The organism is Stenotrophomonas sp. YJH_SMC_119, from assembly GCF_059368315.1.
The window spans coordinates 122,323-139,149 of the sequence record NZ_JCAFRP010000011.1 but is presented as its reverse complement, the minus strand read 5'-3'; the positions used below and the strand labels follow the sequence as shown (position 1 = coordinate 139,149).

Here is a 16,827-nt window from a genome sequence, read left to right as displayed (position 1 = left end):
TAAGAAGTGCTCGACTATGGACGGTCAAACGGGCATTTTTATGGTGGTTCATCCGGGCTCTTTGGGGTCTGGAGAGGTGTGGTAACCACCATTTTCCAAAGATGTCCCGGATGAACAACGTACAGAGAGATCACAGTTAGTTGACTGCTCTTCCATCAGATCGCGAAAACCCCGCGCTGCGCGCGATAGTCGACTAACAGTCGACTCTACCGGCGAATGCCCCGCGCAGCAGCGTGGCGAAATTGCGGATCAACGGGGTTACCCGTTCGCGATGCCACGCCAGCTGCACTTCCGAATGGGCACCGGCATCGGCCAGTGCCACGAAGCGCGATCCTTCCACCCGGATGTGATCGCACGAAGACGGCAGGATCGCCGCGCCCAGGCCCGCGGCGGCCAGGCTGATCAGCGTCGAGGCTTCACCCGCCTCCTGCACGATGCGCGGCGTGAATCCGGCAGCCGCACACAACGCGATCATGTGGTCGTGGATGCCGGCACCGGCACTGCGCCGGAACGCCACGAATGGCTCCTGCGCGAAGTCGCGCAGCGACAGCGTGCCCTGCTTCGACAGTCTGCGCAGGGCAGGATGGTCGGCATGCACGATCAACGCCAGCGGATCGACGAACAGGCTGTGCGCCACCAGTTCCGGCGGCAGCGCACGCTTGCGGATGATGCCCACGTCCAGTGACCCGTCGAGCAGCGCGTCGATCTGCTGCAGGGTGTTCATCTCGCTCAGCTGCAGCCGCACCTGCGGATACTGCTGGCGGTAATGCAGGATCGAACGCGGAATCTGCGGCGACAGCGGCGTGGCGCGGGTCAGGCCGATGTGCAGTTCACCCTGCTCGCCGCGCTGCGCGCGCTGTACCTCGTCCACCGCCGCTTCCACCTGCTGCACGATGGCGCGTGCACGTTCCTGCAGCAGCTCGCCCGCAGGCGTCAGCTGCACACGACGATGGCTGCGCACGAACAGGCGCGCACCGATCAGGTCTTCCAGCTGGCGGATCTGCTGGCTGAGCGGCGGCTGCGACATGCCCAGCCGCTCCGCCGCCTGGCCGAAGTGCAGCGTATCGGCGACAGCGAGGAAGTAACGCAGGTGGCGGAGTTCGATGGACATGGGGCCAGTTTATTCATCGTCAGCCGGAAATGAATCAGAGATGGGATCCGATCCCGTGCCGACCAACGGTCGGCACCCACCAACAGCAGCTGGCACCAACAGCAGCAACCAACTGTCGAAGGCGGGGTGGGTCCGGTTGCGGGGGTGTGAGCGGCATGGATGCCGCGACCAAGCCCCCATGGACGGATTTGCGGCGTCCCCCGCAACCGGACCCACCCCGCCATCCCACGGAATGCCCGCTGTTGCTTTTGAGGTTGCCGGCCAGCGGCCGGCACTACCGCAGGTGCAGGGCGGCAGCCCTGCAAACCAGAACACCCCTCACCGCTCCGAATGCCCGCTCTGGTCGTAATCGCGCGGGCTGAACAACTCCGGCTGGATCAGCTCGATGAACGCCCGCGCCTGCGCCGACAGCGCCTTGCCCCGGCGCACGATCACCCCGTAACTGCGTTCCGGGAACCAGCGCTTCATCGACCGCGCCGCCAACCGCTCGCGGTCGGCCTCGTTCAGGCACAGCGCCGGCACGATCGAAATGCCCATGCCCATCGCCACGTACTGCTTGATCACCTCCCAGCCGCCGACCTCCAGTGCCACGGTGTAGGCGATGCGGTGGCGCTGGAACACCTGGTCCACCAGGCGATAGGTGATCTGCCGCTTCGGCGGCAGTACCAGCGGATAGCGCGCGATGTCGGCCAGCTCCAGCTCGCCGCCACTGGCCAGCGGATGATCGTGCGGTGCGATCAGCACCTGCTCGAAGCGGTAGGCCGGGGCGTAGCTCAGGTCGGCCGGCACATCGGTCATCGAACCGATCGCCAGGTCGGCGGCATCCTCGCGCAGCAGGTCGGTGCCGTCGGCGCTGATCGCGTTGTGCAGGGTCAGGCGCACGTCCGGGTGATGCAGGCGGAAGCGTTCGACGATCTTGGGCAGCAGGTAGAGGATGGTGGAACTGTTGGCGGCGATGTTCAGTTCGCCCGCATCCAGTCCGCGCACCTTGTCGCGGAAGCGCGCCTCCAGCCCGTCCAGGTTTTCCACCAGTGGCTGCGCCATTTCATACAGCAGCTGGCCCTCGCGGCTGGGCACCAGGCGCCGCCCGCTGCGCTCGAACAGCGGCACCCCCAGCTCCCGCTCCAGCGCCTGCAACTGAAGGCTGATCGCCGGCTGGCTGACGAAAAGTGCCTCAGCCGCCCGTGAGACCGAACCCAGGCGCACAGTCTGGCAGAACGCGCGCAGCGGCTTCAGCCGGTCGGATTTGTAGGAAAAACGCGGACTTGGCGGGGTGCGTGTGCTCATCGTGTCACGAGTATTAGCACAACTTATGTAGAACATTGCAAAAACTGTTTTGCCAAATACTCCGGCCCAGCGGCACCGTGGAGTCGTTCCCCCACCGCTGGAGTCGCCCCATGTCCGCCGTCGCTTCCGCTGTTCCCACCCCTGCCAGCAAGGCTACCCCCGGCATCGCCCTGGCGACCCGCGTGGCCGGCCAGGACACCCTGCTGCCGGCGCCGCTGCTGGCCCTGCTGGTGTCGCTGCACCGTGCGGTGGAACCGGGCCGGCAGGCACGGCTGCAGGCCCGCCGCGAGCGCCAGGCGTTCTTCGACCAGGGCGGCCTGCCGGACTTCCGCGAAGACACCACCGCGATCCGCAACGGCGACTGGCGCGTTGCCCCGCTGCCGGCCGCGCTGCAGGACCGCCGCGTCGAGATCACCGGCCCGACCGACCCGAAGATGGTCATCAACGCGCTGAACTCCGGCGCCAAGGTGTTCATGGCCGACTTCGAGGATTCGACCTCGCCGACCTGGCGCAACCTGCTGGCCGGCCAGCAGTCGCTGGCGGCGGCGGTGCGCGGTGACCTGCAATTCACCGCTGCAAATGGCAAGCACTACAGCCTGCGCCCGTACGACGAGCAGGCGGTGCTGATCGTGCGACCGCGCGGCTGGCACCTGGACGAAAAGCACGTGGCCATCGACGGCCAGCCGCTGGCCGGTGGCCTGTTCGACGCGGCGGTGTTCGCCTTCCACAACGCCCGCACCCTGCAGGCGAAGGACCGCGGCCCGTACTTCTACCTGCCCAAGCTGCAGAGCATGGAAGAGGCGGCGCTGTGGGAGACCGCGCTGTCGCACATCGAAGGCATGCTCGGCCTGCCGCATGGCCAGATCAAGGTGACGGTGCTGATCGAAACGCTGCCGGCGGTGTTCGAGATGGACGAGATCCTGCACGCGCTGCGTGACCGCATCGTCGGCCTGAACTGCGGGCGCTGGGACTACATCTTCTCGTACCTGAAGACCTTCCGCCGCCACGCCGACCGCGTGCTGCCCGAGCGCGGCCAGGTGACCATGACCCAGCCGTTCCTGAAGGCCTATTCGGAACTGCTGATCCAGACCTGCCACCGCCGCGGTGCGCATGCGATGGGCGGCATGGCCGCGCAGATTCCGATCAACAACGATGCCGCCGCCAACGAACAGGCGATGGCCCGCGTGCGCGCCGACAAGCTGCGCGAAGTCACCGCCGGCCATGACGGCACCTGGGTTGCGCACCCGGCGCTGATTCCGGTGGCGATGGCGATCTTCGACGAACACATGCCCGGTGCGAACCAGCACAGCGTGCTGCGCCAGGACGTGCGCGTCGGCCGCGACGAACTGATCGCACGGCCGCCGGGCACCATCACCCGCGCCGGTTTCGAAGGCAACGTGGAAGTCTGCGTGCGCTACCTGGCCGCTTGGCTGGATGGCAACGGCTGCGTGCCGATCCACCACCTGATGGAGGATGCGGCCACCGCCGAGATCAGTCGCAGCCAGCTGTGGCAGTGGCTGCACACGCCGGGCCAGCAGCTGGACGACGGCACCGCGATCGACCTCGCGCTGCTGGATTCCACCCTCTCGCAGCTGCCGGCACGGCTGGGCGATACCGCCGCGCTGCCCGGTGGCGCACGCATCGGCGAGGCCATCGCCCTGCTCGGCGAACTGAGCCGCAGCGACGAACTGACCGATTTCCTGACCCTGCCGGCCTACGCGCGCATCGACTGACCGACTGCCCGCAAACCCGCCGTTTCCCTCCCCGTTGCACGCACGAACCGAACTGGAGAAAGACATGAGCAAGCTGCCCACTGCCGAACAGATCCAGCACGACTGGGATACCAACCCGCGTTGGGAAGGCATCCAGCGCAACTACAGCGCCGCCGACGTGGTGCGCCTGCGCGGCACCGTCCACATCGAGCATTCGCTGGCCCGCCTGGGTGCGGAGAAGCTGTGGGCATCGCTGCATGAGCGCGAGTTCGTCAACGCGCTGGGTGCACTGACCGGCAACCAGGCCATGCAGCAGGTCAAGGCCGGGCTGAAGGCGATCTACCTGTCCGGCTGGCAGGTGGCGGCCGACGCCAACCTGGCCGGCCAGATGTATCCGGACCAGTCGCTGTACCCGGCCGATTCGGTGCCGGCGGTGGTCAAGCGCATCAACAACACGCTGCTGCGTGCCGACCAGCTGCACCACGCCGAAGGCAAGGATGACATCGACTTCCTGCAGCCCATCGTGGCCGACGCCGAAGCCGGTTTCGGCGGCGTACTCAACGCCTTCGAACTGATGAAGGCGATGATCGAGGCCGGCGCCGCCGGCGTGCATTTCGAAGACCAGCTGGCGTCGGTGAAGAAGTGCGGCCACATGGGCGGCAAGGTGCTGGTGCCGACCCGCGAGGCCATCGAGAAGCTCAACGCCGCACGCCTGGCCGCCGACGTGCTGGGCGTGCCGACCCTGCTGGTCGCGCGCACCGATGCCGAGGCCGCGGATCTGCTGACCAGTGACATCGACGGCAACGACCGCCCGTTCACCACCGGCGAGCGCACCGTCGAGGGCTTCTACAAGACCCGCAATGGCTTGGACCAGGCGATCAGCCGTGGCCTGGCCTACGCGCCCTACGCCGACCTGGTGTGGTGCGAGACCGGCAAGCCGGACCTGGAATTCGCACGCAGGTTCGCCGAGGCGATCCATGCGAAGTTCCCGGGCAAGCTGCTGGCCTACAACTGCTCGCCCAGCTTCAACTGGAGGAAGAACCTGGACGACGCCACCATCGCCAAGTTCCAGCGTGAGCTGGGCAGCTATGGCTACAAGTTCCAGTTCATCACCCTGGCCGGCTTCCACGCGCTGAACTACGGCATGTTCAATCTGGCCCACGGCTACGCACGCCGCCAGATGAGCGCGTTCGTGGAACTGCAGGAAGCCGAGTTCGAAGCCGCCGAGCGTGGTTTCACCGCGGTCAAGCACCAGCGCGAGGTTGGCACCGGCTACTTCGATGCCGTGACCCAGGCGATCCAGCAGGGCCAGTCCTCGACCACCGCGTTGACCGGCTCGACCGAAGAAGAGCAGTTCCACGGCGGGCGCAGCGAACGCGCCGCGTGATGCGGTAGTGCCGGCCGCTGGCCGGCACCCACGTGCTCCTTCGGGCACTACGGAGAAGCCGGCCAGCGGCCGGCTCTACCGGGGTCGCGAATCCGATCAGGGTGGCCAGGGAAGGGCCAGGCAACGCCGGCCGGTCGGGGGACCTGCCGGCGTTGTTGTATCGATGGAAACGCGATGAACGCATGCAGCGTCAATCCAGCGCACCCCACAGTCCGGCAACTTGGCCGAAACCCTGTGAAGGTGGCCATCAGATTGATCCGGAACGACTTTTCCCTGGACCGTGGCGGGCAGAACGGCCACCGTGCGCCTTCACATCGGGAAAGCGGACCACAAGGCTCAAAATGAGATAGGGCGCACATTTTAAAGCGGTGCTATGCTCCGCGGCTCACCAGGGGACGCTGGCGGCGGGTGCAGGGAATGACCGGCAGGGGTGCGGCCGAGAACAGTGATGTGACGTCAGGTATCGCCCGGGTGGCGATGGCCGAGATCGTGCATGCGCTGCTGTCCGATGCCGAGGTCGCATTGTTCGCCAGATTTGCCCGTCCACGCAAGCTTCATGCCGGGCAGTGGCTGTTCCAGCGTGGCCACCGTGGCGAGCGCATGTACGTGATCCTGGAAGGCCAGATCGAACTGGATTTCGGCGAGGACCTGGTGATCAAGACCCTCGGGCAGCAGGAGTTCTTCGGTGAGCTGGGCCTGCTGGTGGGTGATCACCCGCGCAGCGCCAGTGCGCGCGCCCTGGTGGACTGCGAGGTGCTTGAGCTGGGGCCCGCCGACTTCCATCGTCTGGTGGAATCCGATCCGGGCCTGGTCGCCTACTTCCTGCGCCGCACGATCATGCGCGTGCTGACCAACGAACAGGCGCTGATCAGCCAGCTGCGCCGGCGCAACCATGATCTGGAAACCGCGCTGGACAATCTGTACATCACTACCCACCAGCTGACCCACACCCGTGAACTGGTGCGTACCGATGAACTGACCGGGCTGCACAACCGCCGTGGCCTCACCCTGTACCTGCAGGAATGCCGCGCCGATGGCAGTGGGCTGCCGCAGGCGCTGCTCCTCATCGACTGCGACCGCTTCAAGCAGATCAATGACCGCCATGGCCACCAGGCCGGCGATCGCGTGCTGCAGAGCATGGGCAACATCCTGCGCTCGATGGCCGGTGAGCAGGACCTGGCCTGCCGGCTCGGCGGTGACGAGTTCTGCCTGATCCTGCGTCGTGGCAACCACGAGATCGTGCAGCACGCGGCAGAGTTCATCCTCAGCGCGGTACACGGCCTGCTCGAGCGCAGCCACGGCACGCCGCACGTCAGCCTGGTCAGCATCGGCGCCAGCCTGCTGGACCCGGATGCGGGCTGGAGCGAGTGGTACGCCAGCGCGGATCGTGCGCTGTACCAGGCCAAGCGTGATGGTGGCAACTGCCTGCGTTGGGCAGACGCAGTGGACTCACCCTAGATCGGGAGACAGAGGCGATGAATGGCGACAACGGAACGTCGGCGCCGCACAACCAGCAACTGCGCGCCCTGCTGTTCACCGACCTGTGTGACTCGCTGCTGCTGGTCGAACGCATCGGCGATGTCGCTGCCGCCGAACTGTTCCAGGAACACGACCGCCTGGTGCTGGCGCTGCAGCAGCGCTGGAACGGCCAGCTGATCGATCGCTCCGACGGGCTGTTCATGCTGTTCGAGCGCCCGATCGACGCGCTTGGCTTCGCATTGGATTACCAGCGTGGGCTGCAGCCGCTGGGGCAGAGACACGAGATCCATCTGCAGGCGCGGGCCGGTCTGCATGTGGGCGATGTGCTGACCTGGGAGAACAGCGCCGAGGCAGTGCGGGCTGGCGCCAAGGCGATTGAAGTCGAAGGCCTGGCCAAGCCGACGGCGGCGCGCCTGATGCAGTTGGCACGTCCGGGCCAGATCCTGCTTTCGGCGGTGGCCGAATCCATCGTGCGTCGCTCCAGTGGGTCGCTGGGCGCGATGGCTGAAGGCCTGCAATGGCGATCGTTCGGGCGATGGCGCTTCAAGGGCGTGAGCCAGCCAGCCGAAGTCTACGGCGTGCAGGCGGCGGGCATGCCCGCCCCGGGGCGGCTGCGGCACACGGCCAAGGCCCGGCGTGATCTTCCGTTGTGGCGCCGTCCGCTGGCGATGGCGGCGCAGGCCGCCGTACTGCTGGCCGCAGTGCTTGGCGTCTGGTTGCTGACCCGGCCACAGCCGGCCATCGCGTTCGCCGAACGCGACTGGGTGGTGCTCGGCGGGCTGCATAACCTCACCGGCAATCGACTGCTCGATGACGCCCTGGACCAGGCGTTCCGGATCAGTCTCGAGCAGTCCCGCTACGTCAACGTCGTCAGTGACGACCGCGTCAGCCGCACCCTTGAGATGATGCGGAAACCGCCGGATCGCGGTGTCCGCGAACGTGGCGATGCCGCCGCTGTGGCGGTGCGCACGGGCGCCCGCCTGGTGTTCGTGCCATCGGCGACCGATGTCGGCGGCCGAACCCGCTTCAGCGTGGAGGTGCTTGAGCCGTCGACGCTGCGCACCCTGGCCGTGGTATCCGCCGATGCGAAGGCGGGTGCGGTACTGGCGGCGGTGGACGATGTTTCGCGCCAGCTGCGCGATCGCCTGGGCGAAGAGCCCGCATTGATCCAGCGCGACAGCCAATCCCTGCCGGAGGTGACCACGGGCAGCATGGATGCGTTGCGTGCGTTTGCCTTGGGCCAGAAGCGCTACAGCCGAGGAGATTTCAACGGCGCGATGGCATTCTTCGGGCAGGCGATCGAGGTCGATCCTGAGTTCGCCCTGGCATGGCTGGGCCAAGCCCGCTGTCGCTTCGCCATGATGAATTACCGCGATGCCCGGCGTCTGCTGGCAGAGGCCGACCGTCGATCAGGGCACCTTACGCCACGCGAGCGCCTGTACGTGCAGAACTGGGCGCTGCAGATCAGTGATCCGGATCGCGCCACCGATGGCTGGGCGCGCATGGCGGAGCTGTATCCGGATTACATGCCTGCAAGCTACAACGCCGGTCTGAATCTTTTCCACGAGAACCGCCTTGCCGAGGCCCTGGCGCTTTCCAGGCGTGTTGCACAAAGCAGGGTCGAGCTGCCTGAGATCGCGCAGGACCAGTACGGCCGCGCCTTGCTGGCCAGCGAGCGCTATGCAGAGGCTGACATCGCGTTCAGCCGTGCCGCCGGCAATGGTTGGGAAGGTGCATTGATGCGCCAGGCGACGGTGGCGGCAGCGCGTTCCGAGTTCGAGAAGGCCAATGCGCTGCTTGGGCGGATCGATCCAGGCAACTTCCATGCTGGCAATTTCGCTACCACGATTGCGCTTGACCAAGGCGATGTCGAGGGCGCCATCAAGCTCGCCGAACAGGGAAGGATGCTTGCCGGACAGCGCCAGGGCATGGATCGGTACAACTTCGACATGCCCCTGGCCGTCGCCTACATGATGGCCGGCAGAAGGTCGAAGGCGCTGATGGTGGCGCGCGTGGCCGCGACCGCGCCGTTCGCAGAGCTGAGCGGCGAACCCGCGGTGGAGGTAGTGGATCGCCTGGTTGCAGCACACGCAGCAGCCTTGCTGGCACTGAGACTGGGCGATGCCGCACCGGCCAAGGCGGTCCAGGCCCGGATGAACGCGCTTCAGGATCTCCCTGACAGCAGCGTGTTGCGCCAGTACGTCACCCTGTTGGCCGGGCGGATGATGCAGCATGAGGGCCGGCCCCAGGCCGGGCTGGACCTGCTCGTACCGCTGTTGAAGAAGCAGCCACGCCTGCAGGTGCGGCTGGCAGTGCGTGACCTGGCGCTGGAGGCGGGCCTGAAGGATGTTGCCCAGGAGCAGACGCGTTGGCTGCGTGATCGCCCCGGATTTGCATATGCAGAAGCGCAATGCAGCTTCTGCCTGCAGGCGCTTAACGTAGTGGATGTGCGGAGGCTCATGGCGGCGCCGGCAATCGAGGCTGCCGACACCATGGCCTCGATGCCTCAGCGCAGCGTGCGCGGCGAGCCGTAACCGTCCTCAAGCATCGGCACGGAGTAGCCGGTACCACTGGTCAGCATGGCGATGATCTGCTCTTCGGCCTGTGCGATGACGTCTTTCTCCGCCAGGCAGATGTTCTTGCAGCAATCCTGGACGAACTGCTGAAGGTCAGCCGGGTTGGATGGAACGTGTCCAGCCAGCAGTATCGCGGCAGCCGTGTCGGTGGCGAAGAGCTGGCGGAAGGTGTCATCGGTGGCGAGGCGCTGAACCAGCGTCCTTGCGACCGGCAGCGAGAGCGTCAACGTGGGCATTGTGTCCTGCATCCATGGAGTGTCGAGGGGCAGTGGTGATGTCGGCTTGGCAAAGCGGTTCTTGAGAGGGTAGAGCGGGAGATGTAAAGGAATCGGGTCGCGGTTCGATAACGTGGATTCACGATGAAGGAAGGGCTGATCCGATGGATGTCAGGCGCTGCGCGATCGTAGTGGTACAGCCCACCGAGCAGATCCGGTTCGAGTTTGAGGGCCTGCTGCGCGGTGGTGATGGGCTGGTGCGCACGCTTGCCTGGGAGGCACTCGCCCCCCACCTGGATGGACCGGTGGTGCTGGACGCTGCGGCACAGGCACTGCTGGGAAGCCTGAGCCCAAGTGCATGGACCACGCTTGAGGCAGGGGAGGCCTGTTCACCCGCGATGGACCTGCTGATCGCCAGTGGCCTGGTGTTGACCCGGGGGCAGGATGACGATGTTGCCGCTCGTGACGAGCGGCTGCGTGCAACGCATTGGCATCCCCTGGCTGCGGTCATGCATGCCTTCTCACGCTGGGAGGATGTTGACGCCGTTCGCAACATGCGTGAATCACAGATCGAAACGGCCTCGCAGATGCGCAGGACGTTGGGACCGCCGCCACCGCACGCTGCCGCTGCCGACGCTGGGTTGGTACCACTGCCGCCTCAGCAGTCCAACGATTTCGACGCACTGCTGGCGCGGCGCGTCACCTGCCGGAACTTCGATGTCACCCGATCACTGCCGCTGTCCCTGCTGAGCCAGATGCTGCAACGGGCATTCGGCAGCAGCAGCTGCCAGCGCGAAGGCGATGATCTGGTGTTCCTGAAGAAGAACGTCCCTTCGGGCGGTGGACTGCATCCTGTCGAAGCCTACGTGCTGGTGCGCAATGTCGATGGACTTGCCGCGGGCATGTACCTCTATCGAGCGCAGGGCCACGGACTGATGCCGGTTGATTGCCCCGTGGCCATCGATCGCGACTTCGTGATGTCCATGGTCGGGCAGCAGCACTGGTTCGCGGATGCGCACGTGCTGGTGGTCCTGGCCCCGCGTTTCAACAGGACGTACTGGAAGTATCGCCAGCATGGGAAAAGCTATCGGGTTGTCGCGATGGAGGCGGGACATCTATCCCAGACGCTGTACCTGGCGGCCACGGATGCCGGCCTGGGAGCATTCATTACTGCAGCGATCAACGAAAAGCCCATCGAACGTGCCCTGGGCCTGGACACGATCAATGAGGGGGTACTCGCGGTCTGCGGTTTCGGATGGCGTGCATCACGGATGACGACCAGCGAGCTGGACCCTGCAGGCACGATCTGGAACCTTGAAGACCGCGCGGGCTGACCCCGCGCGGCCTCTGCTGCATCACGCCGCTTCGAAGTCCACCAGTACCGCGCCATCACCCACCTGGTCGCCGGCCTTGGCGCGATAGCCCTTCACCGTCCCATCCGCCGGTGCCTGCAGGGTGTGCTCCATCTTCATCGCTTCCAGCACCACCAGCGGCGTGCCGCGCTTGACCTCGGTGCCGGCCGCGACCAGTGTCGCGACGATCCTGCCCGGCATCGGCGCCAGCAGGCTGCCGGCATCCGCCACGGCGTGGTCCGATTCGCCCACCGGATCGTGCAGGGTGAAGCGGTGCTGGCCGTCGGCGCCGAACAGGTACAGCTGGTCACCGTCGCGCAGCAGCTGCAGCGACCAGCGGCGTTCGCCCAGCTGCACGGTAAGATGCTGCGCATCGGCTGTGCCGATCACCTGAACCGGCGCGGCGTCATCGCGCTGCACGCGCCAGCCATCGGCCTGTGCCCACACTTTGAGCGTGTGCTTGCGTTCGCCCTGCTGCAGCGGCAGCACGCGCGGTGCCGATGCGCCGAGGCGCCAGCCATCCTGGGCCTGCCATGGCGAATGCGGGTCGCGCGCGTCGGTGCTGGCACCGGCAGTGCCAGCAACCGCGGCCACGGCGGCCAGCTGCCACAGGGCATCATCCGTGTCGCCCACTGCGCTCAATGCCGCCTGTTCGCGTTCGATCAGCGCGGTATCCAGCCTGGCGTGCGCGAACGAATCGGTATTCACCAGCCGGCGCAGGAAGCCGGCATTGGTGGTCACGCCTACCACCTGGCAGTCGGCCAGCGCCTGGCTCATGCGGCGCAGCGCTGCATCGCGGTCCACGTCCCAGACGATCAGCTTGGCGATCATCGGGTCGTAGTACGGGGTGATGCTGTCGCCTTCCTCCACGCCGGTATCCACGCGCACATGGGCCGACGGGGCCGGCAGGCGCAGGCGGCGCAGGGTGCCGGTGGAGGGCAGGAAGCCACGGTCGGCATCTTCGGCATACAGGCGCGCTTCGATCGCGTGGCCGTGGATGGCCAGCTGCTCCTGGCGCAGCGGCAGCGGCTGGCCCGAGGCCACGCGCAGCTGCCATTCCACCAGGTCGGTACCGGTGATGTACTCGGTGACCGGGTGCTCGACCTGCAGGCGGGTGTTCATTTCCATGAAGTAGAAATCGCCGTCCGGGCCGGCGATGAACTCCACCGTGCCCGCACCTTCATAGCCCACCGCGCGCGCGGCATCGACCGCCGCCTTGCCCATCGCAGCACGACGTTCCGCGCTCATGCCCGGGGCCGGCGCTTCTTCCAGCACCTTCTGGTGGCGGCGCTGCACCGAGCAGTCGCGCTCGAACAGGTAGACCGCGTCACCGTGGCTGTCGCCAAAAACCTGGATCTCGATATGGCGCGGGCGCTCGACATACTTCTCGACCAGAACGTGGTCGTTGCCGAACGCCGAGGCCGCCTCGCGCTGGCAGCTGGCCAGCGCATCGACGAAGTCCTCGCTGCGCTCGACCTTGCGCATGCCCTTGCCACCGCCACCGGCGCTGGCCTTGATCAGTACCGGGTAGCCGATGGCGTCGGCCTGCGTGCGCAGGAAGTCCGGTGCCTGCTGATCGCCGTGGTAGCCCGGGGTCAGCGGTACGCCGGCCTTGGACATCAGCGCCTTGGCCGCGCTCTTGTCGCCCATCGCGCGGATGGCGCTGGCCGGCGGCCCGATGAAGGTGATGCCGGCGGCGGCGCAGGCATCGGCGAAGTCGGCATTCTCGGACAGGAAGCCGTAGCCGGGGTGGATGGCCTGCGCGCCGGTCGCGCGTGCCGCGTCGAGCAGGGCATCGCCGCGCAGGTAGCTCTCACGCGCGGCGGCCGGACCAATGCGGATGGCTTCGTCGGCCAGGCGCACGTGGCGCGCGTTGCGGTCGGCATCGGAATATACCGCCACGGTGGCGATGCCGAGGCGGCGGCAGGTGGCGATGACGCGACAGGCGATTTCGCCACGGTTGGCGATCAGGACTTTGGTGAACATGGCAACGGGCTTCATGGGAGCGTGCTCGGTCATGGCATGGATTACATGCGGAACACGCCGAAGCGCGTCTGCTGCGGGGCGGCGTTGAGGCTGGCCGACAGCGCCAGGGCCAGCACCCGGCGGGTGTCGGCCGGATCGATCACGCCGTCGTCCCACAGGCGCGCGCTGGCGTAGTACGGGTGGCCCTGCTGCTCGAACTGGTCGCGGATCGGCGCCTTGAACGCGTCTTCCTCCGCAGCCGGCCACTGGCCGCCCTTGGCTTCGATGCCATCGCGCTTGACCGTGGCCAGCACGCTGGCGGCCTGCTCGCCGCCCATCACGCCGATGCGTGCGTTCGGCCACATCCACAGGAAGTTCGGCGAGTACGCGCGGCCGCACATGCCGTAGTTGCCGGCGCCGAACGAACCGCCGATCACCACGGTGAACTTGGGAACCCTGGCGCAGGCCACGGCCATCACCAGCTTGGCCCCGTCCTTGGCGATGCCGCCCTGTTCGTACTTGCGGCCGACCATGAAGCCGGTGATGTTCTGCAGGAACACCAGCGGAATGTTGCGCTGGGTGCACAGTTCGATGAAATGCGCGCCCTTCAGCGCCGACTCGGAGAACAGGATGCCGTTGTTGGCGATGATGCCGATCGGGTAGCCGTTCAGATGGGCGAAGCCGGTGACCAGCGTTGCGCCATAGCGCGGCTTGAACTCGTCGAAGCGCGAGCCATCGACCAGGCGCGCGATCACTTCGCGCACGTCGTAGGGCTTGCGCGTATCGGCCGGGATCACACCGTACAGTTCGTGTGCCGGCAGCAGCGGTTCTTCGCTGGCCTGCACCGCCATCGCCGGTTCCGGCTTGCGCCAGTTCAGCTGCGCGATGATCGCACGCACCCGTGCCAGTGCCTGCAGATCGTTGTCAGCCATGTGGTCGGCCACGCCGGATATGCGGGTGTGCACGTCGGCGCCGCCCAGTTCCTCGGCGGTCACTACTTCACCGGTGGCCGCCTTCACCAGCGGCGGGCCGCCGAGGAAGATCGTGCCCTGCTCGCGCACGATCACCGTCTCGTCGCTCATCGCCGGCACGTAGGCGCCACCAGCGGTGCAGCTGCCCATCACGCAGGCGATCTGCGGAATGCCCTGCGCCGACAGGTTGGCCTGGTTGTAGAAGATGCGGCCGAAATGGTCGCGGTCGGGGAAGACTTCGTCCTGCAGCGGCAGGAACGCGCCGCCGGAATCGACCAGGTAGATGCACGGCAGGTGGTTCTGTTCGGCAATCTCCTGCGCGCGCAGGTGCTTCTTCACCGTCATGGGATAGTAGGTGCCGCCCTTGACCGTGGCATCGTTGGCCACGATCACGCACTCCACGCCGCTCACCCGGCCGATGCCGGCCACCACGCCGGCGGCCGGCACGGCGTCTTCGTACATGCCATGCGCGGCCAGCGGCGCGATTTCGAGGAAGGCGCTACCGGGGTCGAGCAGGGCGTCGATGCGGTCACGCACCAGCAGCTTGCCGCGTGCGGTGTGCTTGGCGCGCGCGGCCTCGCTGCCACCCAGCGCGGTGCGCGCCAGGGTGGCGTGCAGATCGTCAACCACGGCCTGCATGGCCGCGCGGTTGGCTTCAAAGGTATCGCTGCCCGGTTGCAGCTGGCTGTTCAGGACGGTCATCGCGGTGGCCTTACAGGGTGCGCTGGAACAGTTCGCGGCCGATCAGCATGCGGCGGATCTCCGAGGTGCCGGCGCCGATTTCATACAGCTTGGCGTCGCGCCACAAGCGGCCGGTCGGGTATTCGTTGATGTAGCCGTTGCCGCCCAGGATCTGGATCGCCTGGCCGGTCAGCCAGGTGGCCTTCTCGGCGGCGTACAGGATGGCACCGGCGGCGTCCTGGCGGGTGGTGCGGCCCTGGTCGCAGGCGCGCGCCACGGCATAGACATAGGCGCGGCAGGCGCCCAGGCCGACGTACATGTCGGCGATCTTGGCCTGGATCAGCTGGAAGCTGCCGATCGCCTCACCGAACTGGTGGCGCTCGTGCACGTACGGCATCACCACGTCCATCGCCGCGGCCATCAGGCCCAGCGGGCCGCCGGACAGCACCACGCGCTCGTAGTCCAGGCCGGACATCAGCACGCGCACGCCACCGCCAACCTGGCCCAGCACGTTTTCTTCCGGCACTTCGCAGTCCTGGAACACCAGCTCGCAGGTGGGCGAGGAGCGCATGCCCAGCTTGTCCAGCTTCTGCGCGGTGGAGAAGCCCTTCATGCCCTTCTCGACCAGGAACGCGGTGATGCCCTTGGCGCCGGCGTCCATGTCGGTCTTGGCATAGACCACCAGCACGTCGGCATCCGGGCCGTTGGTGATCCACATCTTGTTGCCGTTGAGCACGTAGCGGTCGCCGCGCTTGTCGGCGCGCAGCTTCATCGACACCACGTCTGAGCCGGCACCCGGCTCGCTCATCGCCAGCGCGCCGACCAGGCTGCCGTCGCACAGGCCGGGCAGGAAGCGCTGCTTCTGTTCTTCGTTGCCGTTCTTGCGCAGCTGGTTCACGCACAGGTTGGAGTGCGCGCCATAGGACAGGCCGATGCCGCCGGAGGCACGCGAGATTTCTTCCATCGCCACCACGTGGGCCAGGTAGCCCATGCCGGTGCCGCCGTATGCTTCTTCCACGGTGAGGCCGAGCAGGCCCTGTTCGCCCAGCTTCGGCCACAGGGCCAGCGGGAACTGGTTGCTGGCATCGGCCTCGGCGGCCAGCGGTGCGACCTCGGCGGCGGCAAAATGGGCCACGCTCTGGCGCAGCAGGTCGATGTCTTCGCCAAGGTCGAAGTTCAGGGATGGCACGTGCATTGTGGTGGCTCCACGACGGGATGGCAGGAAATGGACGCACCCGGCGGGGGAGCGGGCGGCGGTCTGCAGGACCGCTGCCCGCACGGGCGATTGGACCCCAGCGTAGCGGGGTTCGGATAAGAAGTGAATACAAATTCAAAAATTGAAACCAGAATCAAAACATGGCCTACAAACGCTCTGCACTGATGGAAGAACGCCTGGCTGGGGCCCGTGAACGGATCCTGCTGGCCACCCGTGAGCTGGTCGCCACCGGCGGCTGGCGCAACGCCCCGGTGACTGCCGTGGCAACCCAGGCGGGGGTATCCACTGGCCTGATCTATCGCCATTTCCCGTCCAAGGCCGAGCTGTTCGTGGAGGTGCTCAACGCCGCGGTGGCCCACGAGGTCGCGATCATGGAGCGCATCGCCAGTGGTCCGGAGGTGGCCAGCGAGCGCCTGCGGCTGGCGATCACCGCCTTCGTTCGCCGCGCCCTGGCCGGGCCGGGGCTGGCGCATGCCTTCATCGTCGAACCGGTCGACCCGGACGTGGAAGCCGAACGCATGCGTGGCCGTCGTGCCTTTGGGGATGTCTTCCTGCGGCTGGTGGAGGAGGGCGTGGCCGCCGGTGAGCTGCCTGCGCAGGACGCGCATGTGGCCGCCGCCTGCCTGGTCGGCGCCTTCACCGAGGCGATGGTCGGCCCGACCGCACCCAGCCGCGAAGCGCACCGCGACGAAGACGCGCTGGTGGATGCGATCTGCAGCTTCTGCCTGCGCGCGATCGGCGCCCGGTAACGTGGTAGAGCCGGCCGCTGGCCGGCTTCTGTTGCTGGGGTCAGATCCCTTCTGCGCCGCAAAAGGGATCTGACCCCAGCCCCTGGCATGTTGCGCCGCACCAGCAGTGACGCCTGTTGTCGCACG

General features: G+C 66.8%; 12 protein-coding genes. 6 read left to right on the top strand and 6 right to left on the bottom strand.

What is annotated here, in order from left to right:
* Positions 1-193 precede the first annotated feature (193 nt).
* Both AC5P6S_RS16255 and AC5P6S_RS16250 read right to left on the bottom strand, forming a co-directional pair.
* Positions 194-1,111, bottom strand: a complete 918-nt coding sequence (locus AC5P6S_RS16255) for a LysR family transcriptional regulator (protein ID WP_005411915.1) — start codon at positions 1,109-1,111, stop codon at positions 194-196.
* Between the two features lie 318 nt (positions 1,112-1,429).
* The gene (locus AC5P6S_RS16250; protein WP_005407651.1) at positions 1,430-2,398 is read right to left on the bottom strand and encodes a LysR family transcriptional regulator; all 969 of its coding nucleotides are present in this window, start codon (positions 2,396-2,398) and stop codon (positions 1,430-1,432) included.
* A 110-nt stretch (positions 2,399-2,508) separates the two neighbouring features.
* Here AC5P6S_RS16250 and aceB point away from each other — a divergent pair, with 110 nt between their 5' ends.
* The 4 genes from aceB (at position 2,509) to AC5P6S_RS16230 (ending at position 9,510) form a co-directional block, all read left to right on the top strand.
* Positions 2,509-4,131, top strand: coding sequence for a malate synthase A (gene aceB / locus AC5P6S_RS16245; RefSeq protein ID WP_033833256.1), 1,623 nt, complete (start codon positions 2,509-2,511; stop codon positions 4,129-4,131).
* A gap of 64 nt (positions 4,132-4,195) precedes the next feature.
* Positions 4,196-5,497 carry an isocitrate lyase gene (gene aceA, locus AC5P6S_RS16240; protein ID WP_065184129.1) on the top strand — a complete coding sequence of 434 codons (1,302 nt, stop codon included), beginning with the start codon at positions 4,196-4,198 and terminating at the stop codon, positions 5,495-5,497.
* A 417-nt stretch (positions 5,498-5,914) separates the two neighbouring features.
* On the top strand, positions 5,915-6,955 hold the full coding sequence (locus AC5P6S_RS16235) for a GGDEF domain-containing protein (RefSeq protein WP_024956231.1): 1,041 nt from the start codon (positions 5,915-5,917) through the stop codon (positions 6,953-6,955).
* A 17-nt stretch (positions 6,956-6,972) separates the two neighbouring features.
* Positions 6,973-9,510 carry a putative peptide modification system cyclase gene (locus AC5P6S_RS16230; RefSeq protein ID WP_183153718.1) on the top strand — a complete coding sequence of 846 codons (2,538 nt, stop codon included), beginning with the start codon at positions 6,973-6,975 and terminating at the stop codon, positions 9,508-9,510.
* Here the strand turns inward: AC5P6S_RS16230 and AC5P6S_RS16225 are convergent.
* A complete protein-coding gene (locus tag AC5P6S_RS16225; protein WP_005407656.1) occupies positions 9,483-9,788 on the bottom strand; it encodes an NHLP-related RiPP peptide in 306 nt (101 codons plus the stop codon). The genes AC5P6S_RS16230 and AC5P6S_RS16225 overlap by 28 nt on opposite strands.
* Positions 9,789-9,931: 143 nt before the next feature.
* Here AC5P6S_RS16225 and AC5P6S_RS16220 point away from each other — a divergent pair, with 143 nt between their 5' ends.
* Complete coding sequence (locus tag AC5P6S_RS16220) at positions 9,932-11,101, top strand: putative peptide maturation dehydrogenase (protein ID WP_044569369.1); 1,170 nt, start codon at positions 9,932-9,934, stop codon at positions 11,099-11,101.
* Positions 11,102-11,122: 21 nt separating this feature from the next.
* On the opposite strand, the gene AC5P6S_RS16215 is transcribed toward AC5P6S_RS16220, so the two are convergent.
* From AC5P6S_RS16215 to AC5P6S_RS16205, 3 genes are read right to left on the bottom strand one after another with little or no spacing between them, the layout of a single operon-like run.
* Positions 11,123-13,138, bottom strand: a complete 2,016-nt coding sequence (locus AC5P6S_RS16215) for an acetyl/propionyl/methylcrotonyl-CoA carboxylase subunit alpha (protein WP_425603614.1) — start codon at positions 13,136-13,138, stop codon at positions 11,123-11,125.
* Between the two features lie 8 nt (positions 13,139-13,146).
* Positions 13,147-14,757 (bottom strand): carboxyl transferase domain-containing protein, encoded by a 1,611-nt coding sequence (locus AC5P6S_RS16210; RefSeq protein WP_005407659.1) that lies wholly within the window; start codon positions 14,755-14,757, stop codon positions 13,147-13,149.
* Between the two features lie 10 nt (positions 14,758-14,767).
* Entirely contained in the window at positions 14,768-15,931 is a 1,164-nt protein-coding gene (locus tag AC5P6S_RS16205) for an isovaleryl-CoA dehydrogenase (protein WP_005407660.1), read from the bottom strand.
* Positions 15,932-16,092: 161 nt separating this feature from the next.
* Between AC5P6S_RS16205 and AC5P6S_RS16200 the strand changes: the two genes are divergently transcribed.
* A complete protein-coding gene (locus AC5P6S_RS16200; protein ID WP_005407661.1) occupies positions 16,093-16,701 on the top strand; it encodes a TetR/AcrR family transcriptional regulator in 609 nt (202 codons plus the stop codon).
* Positions 16,702-16,827: the final 126 nt, after the last annotated feature.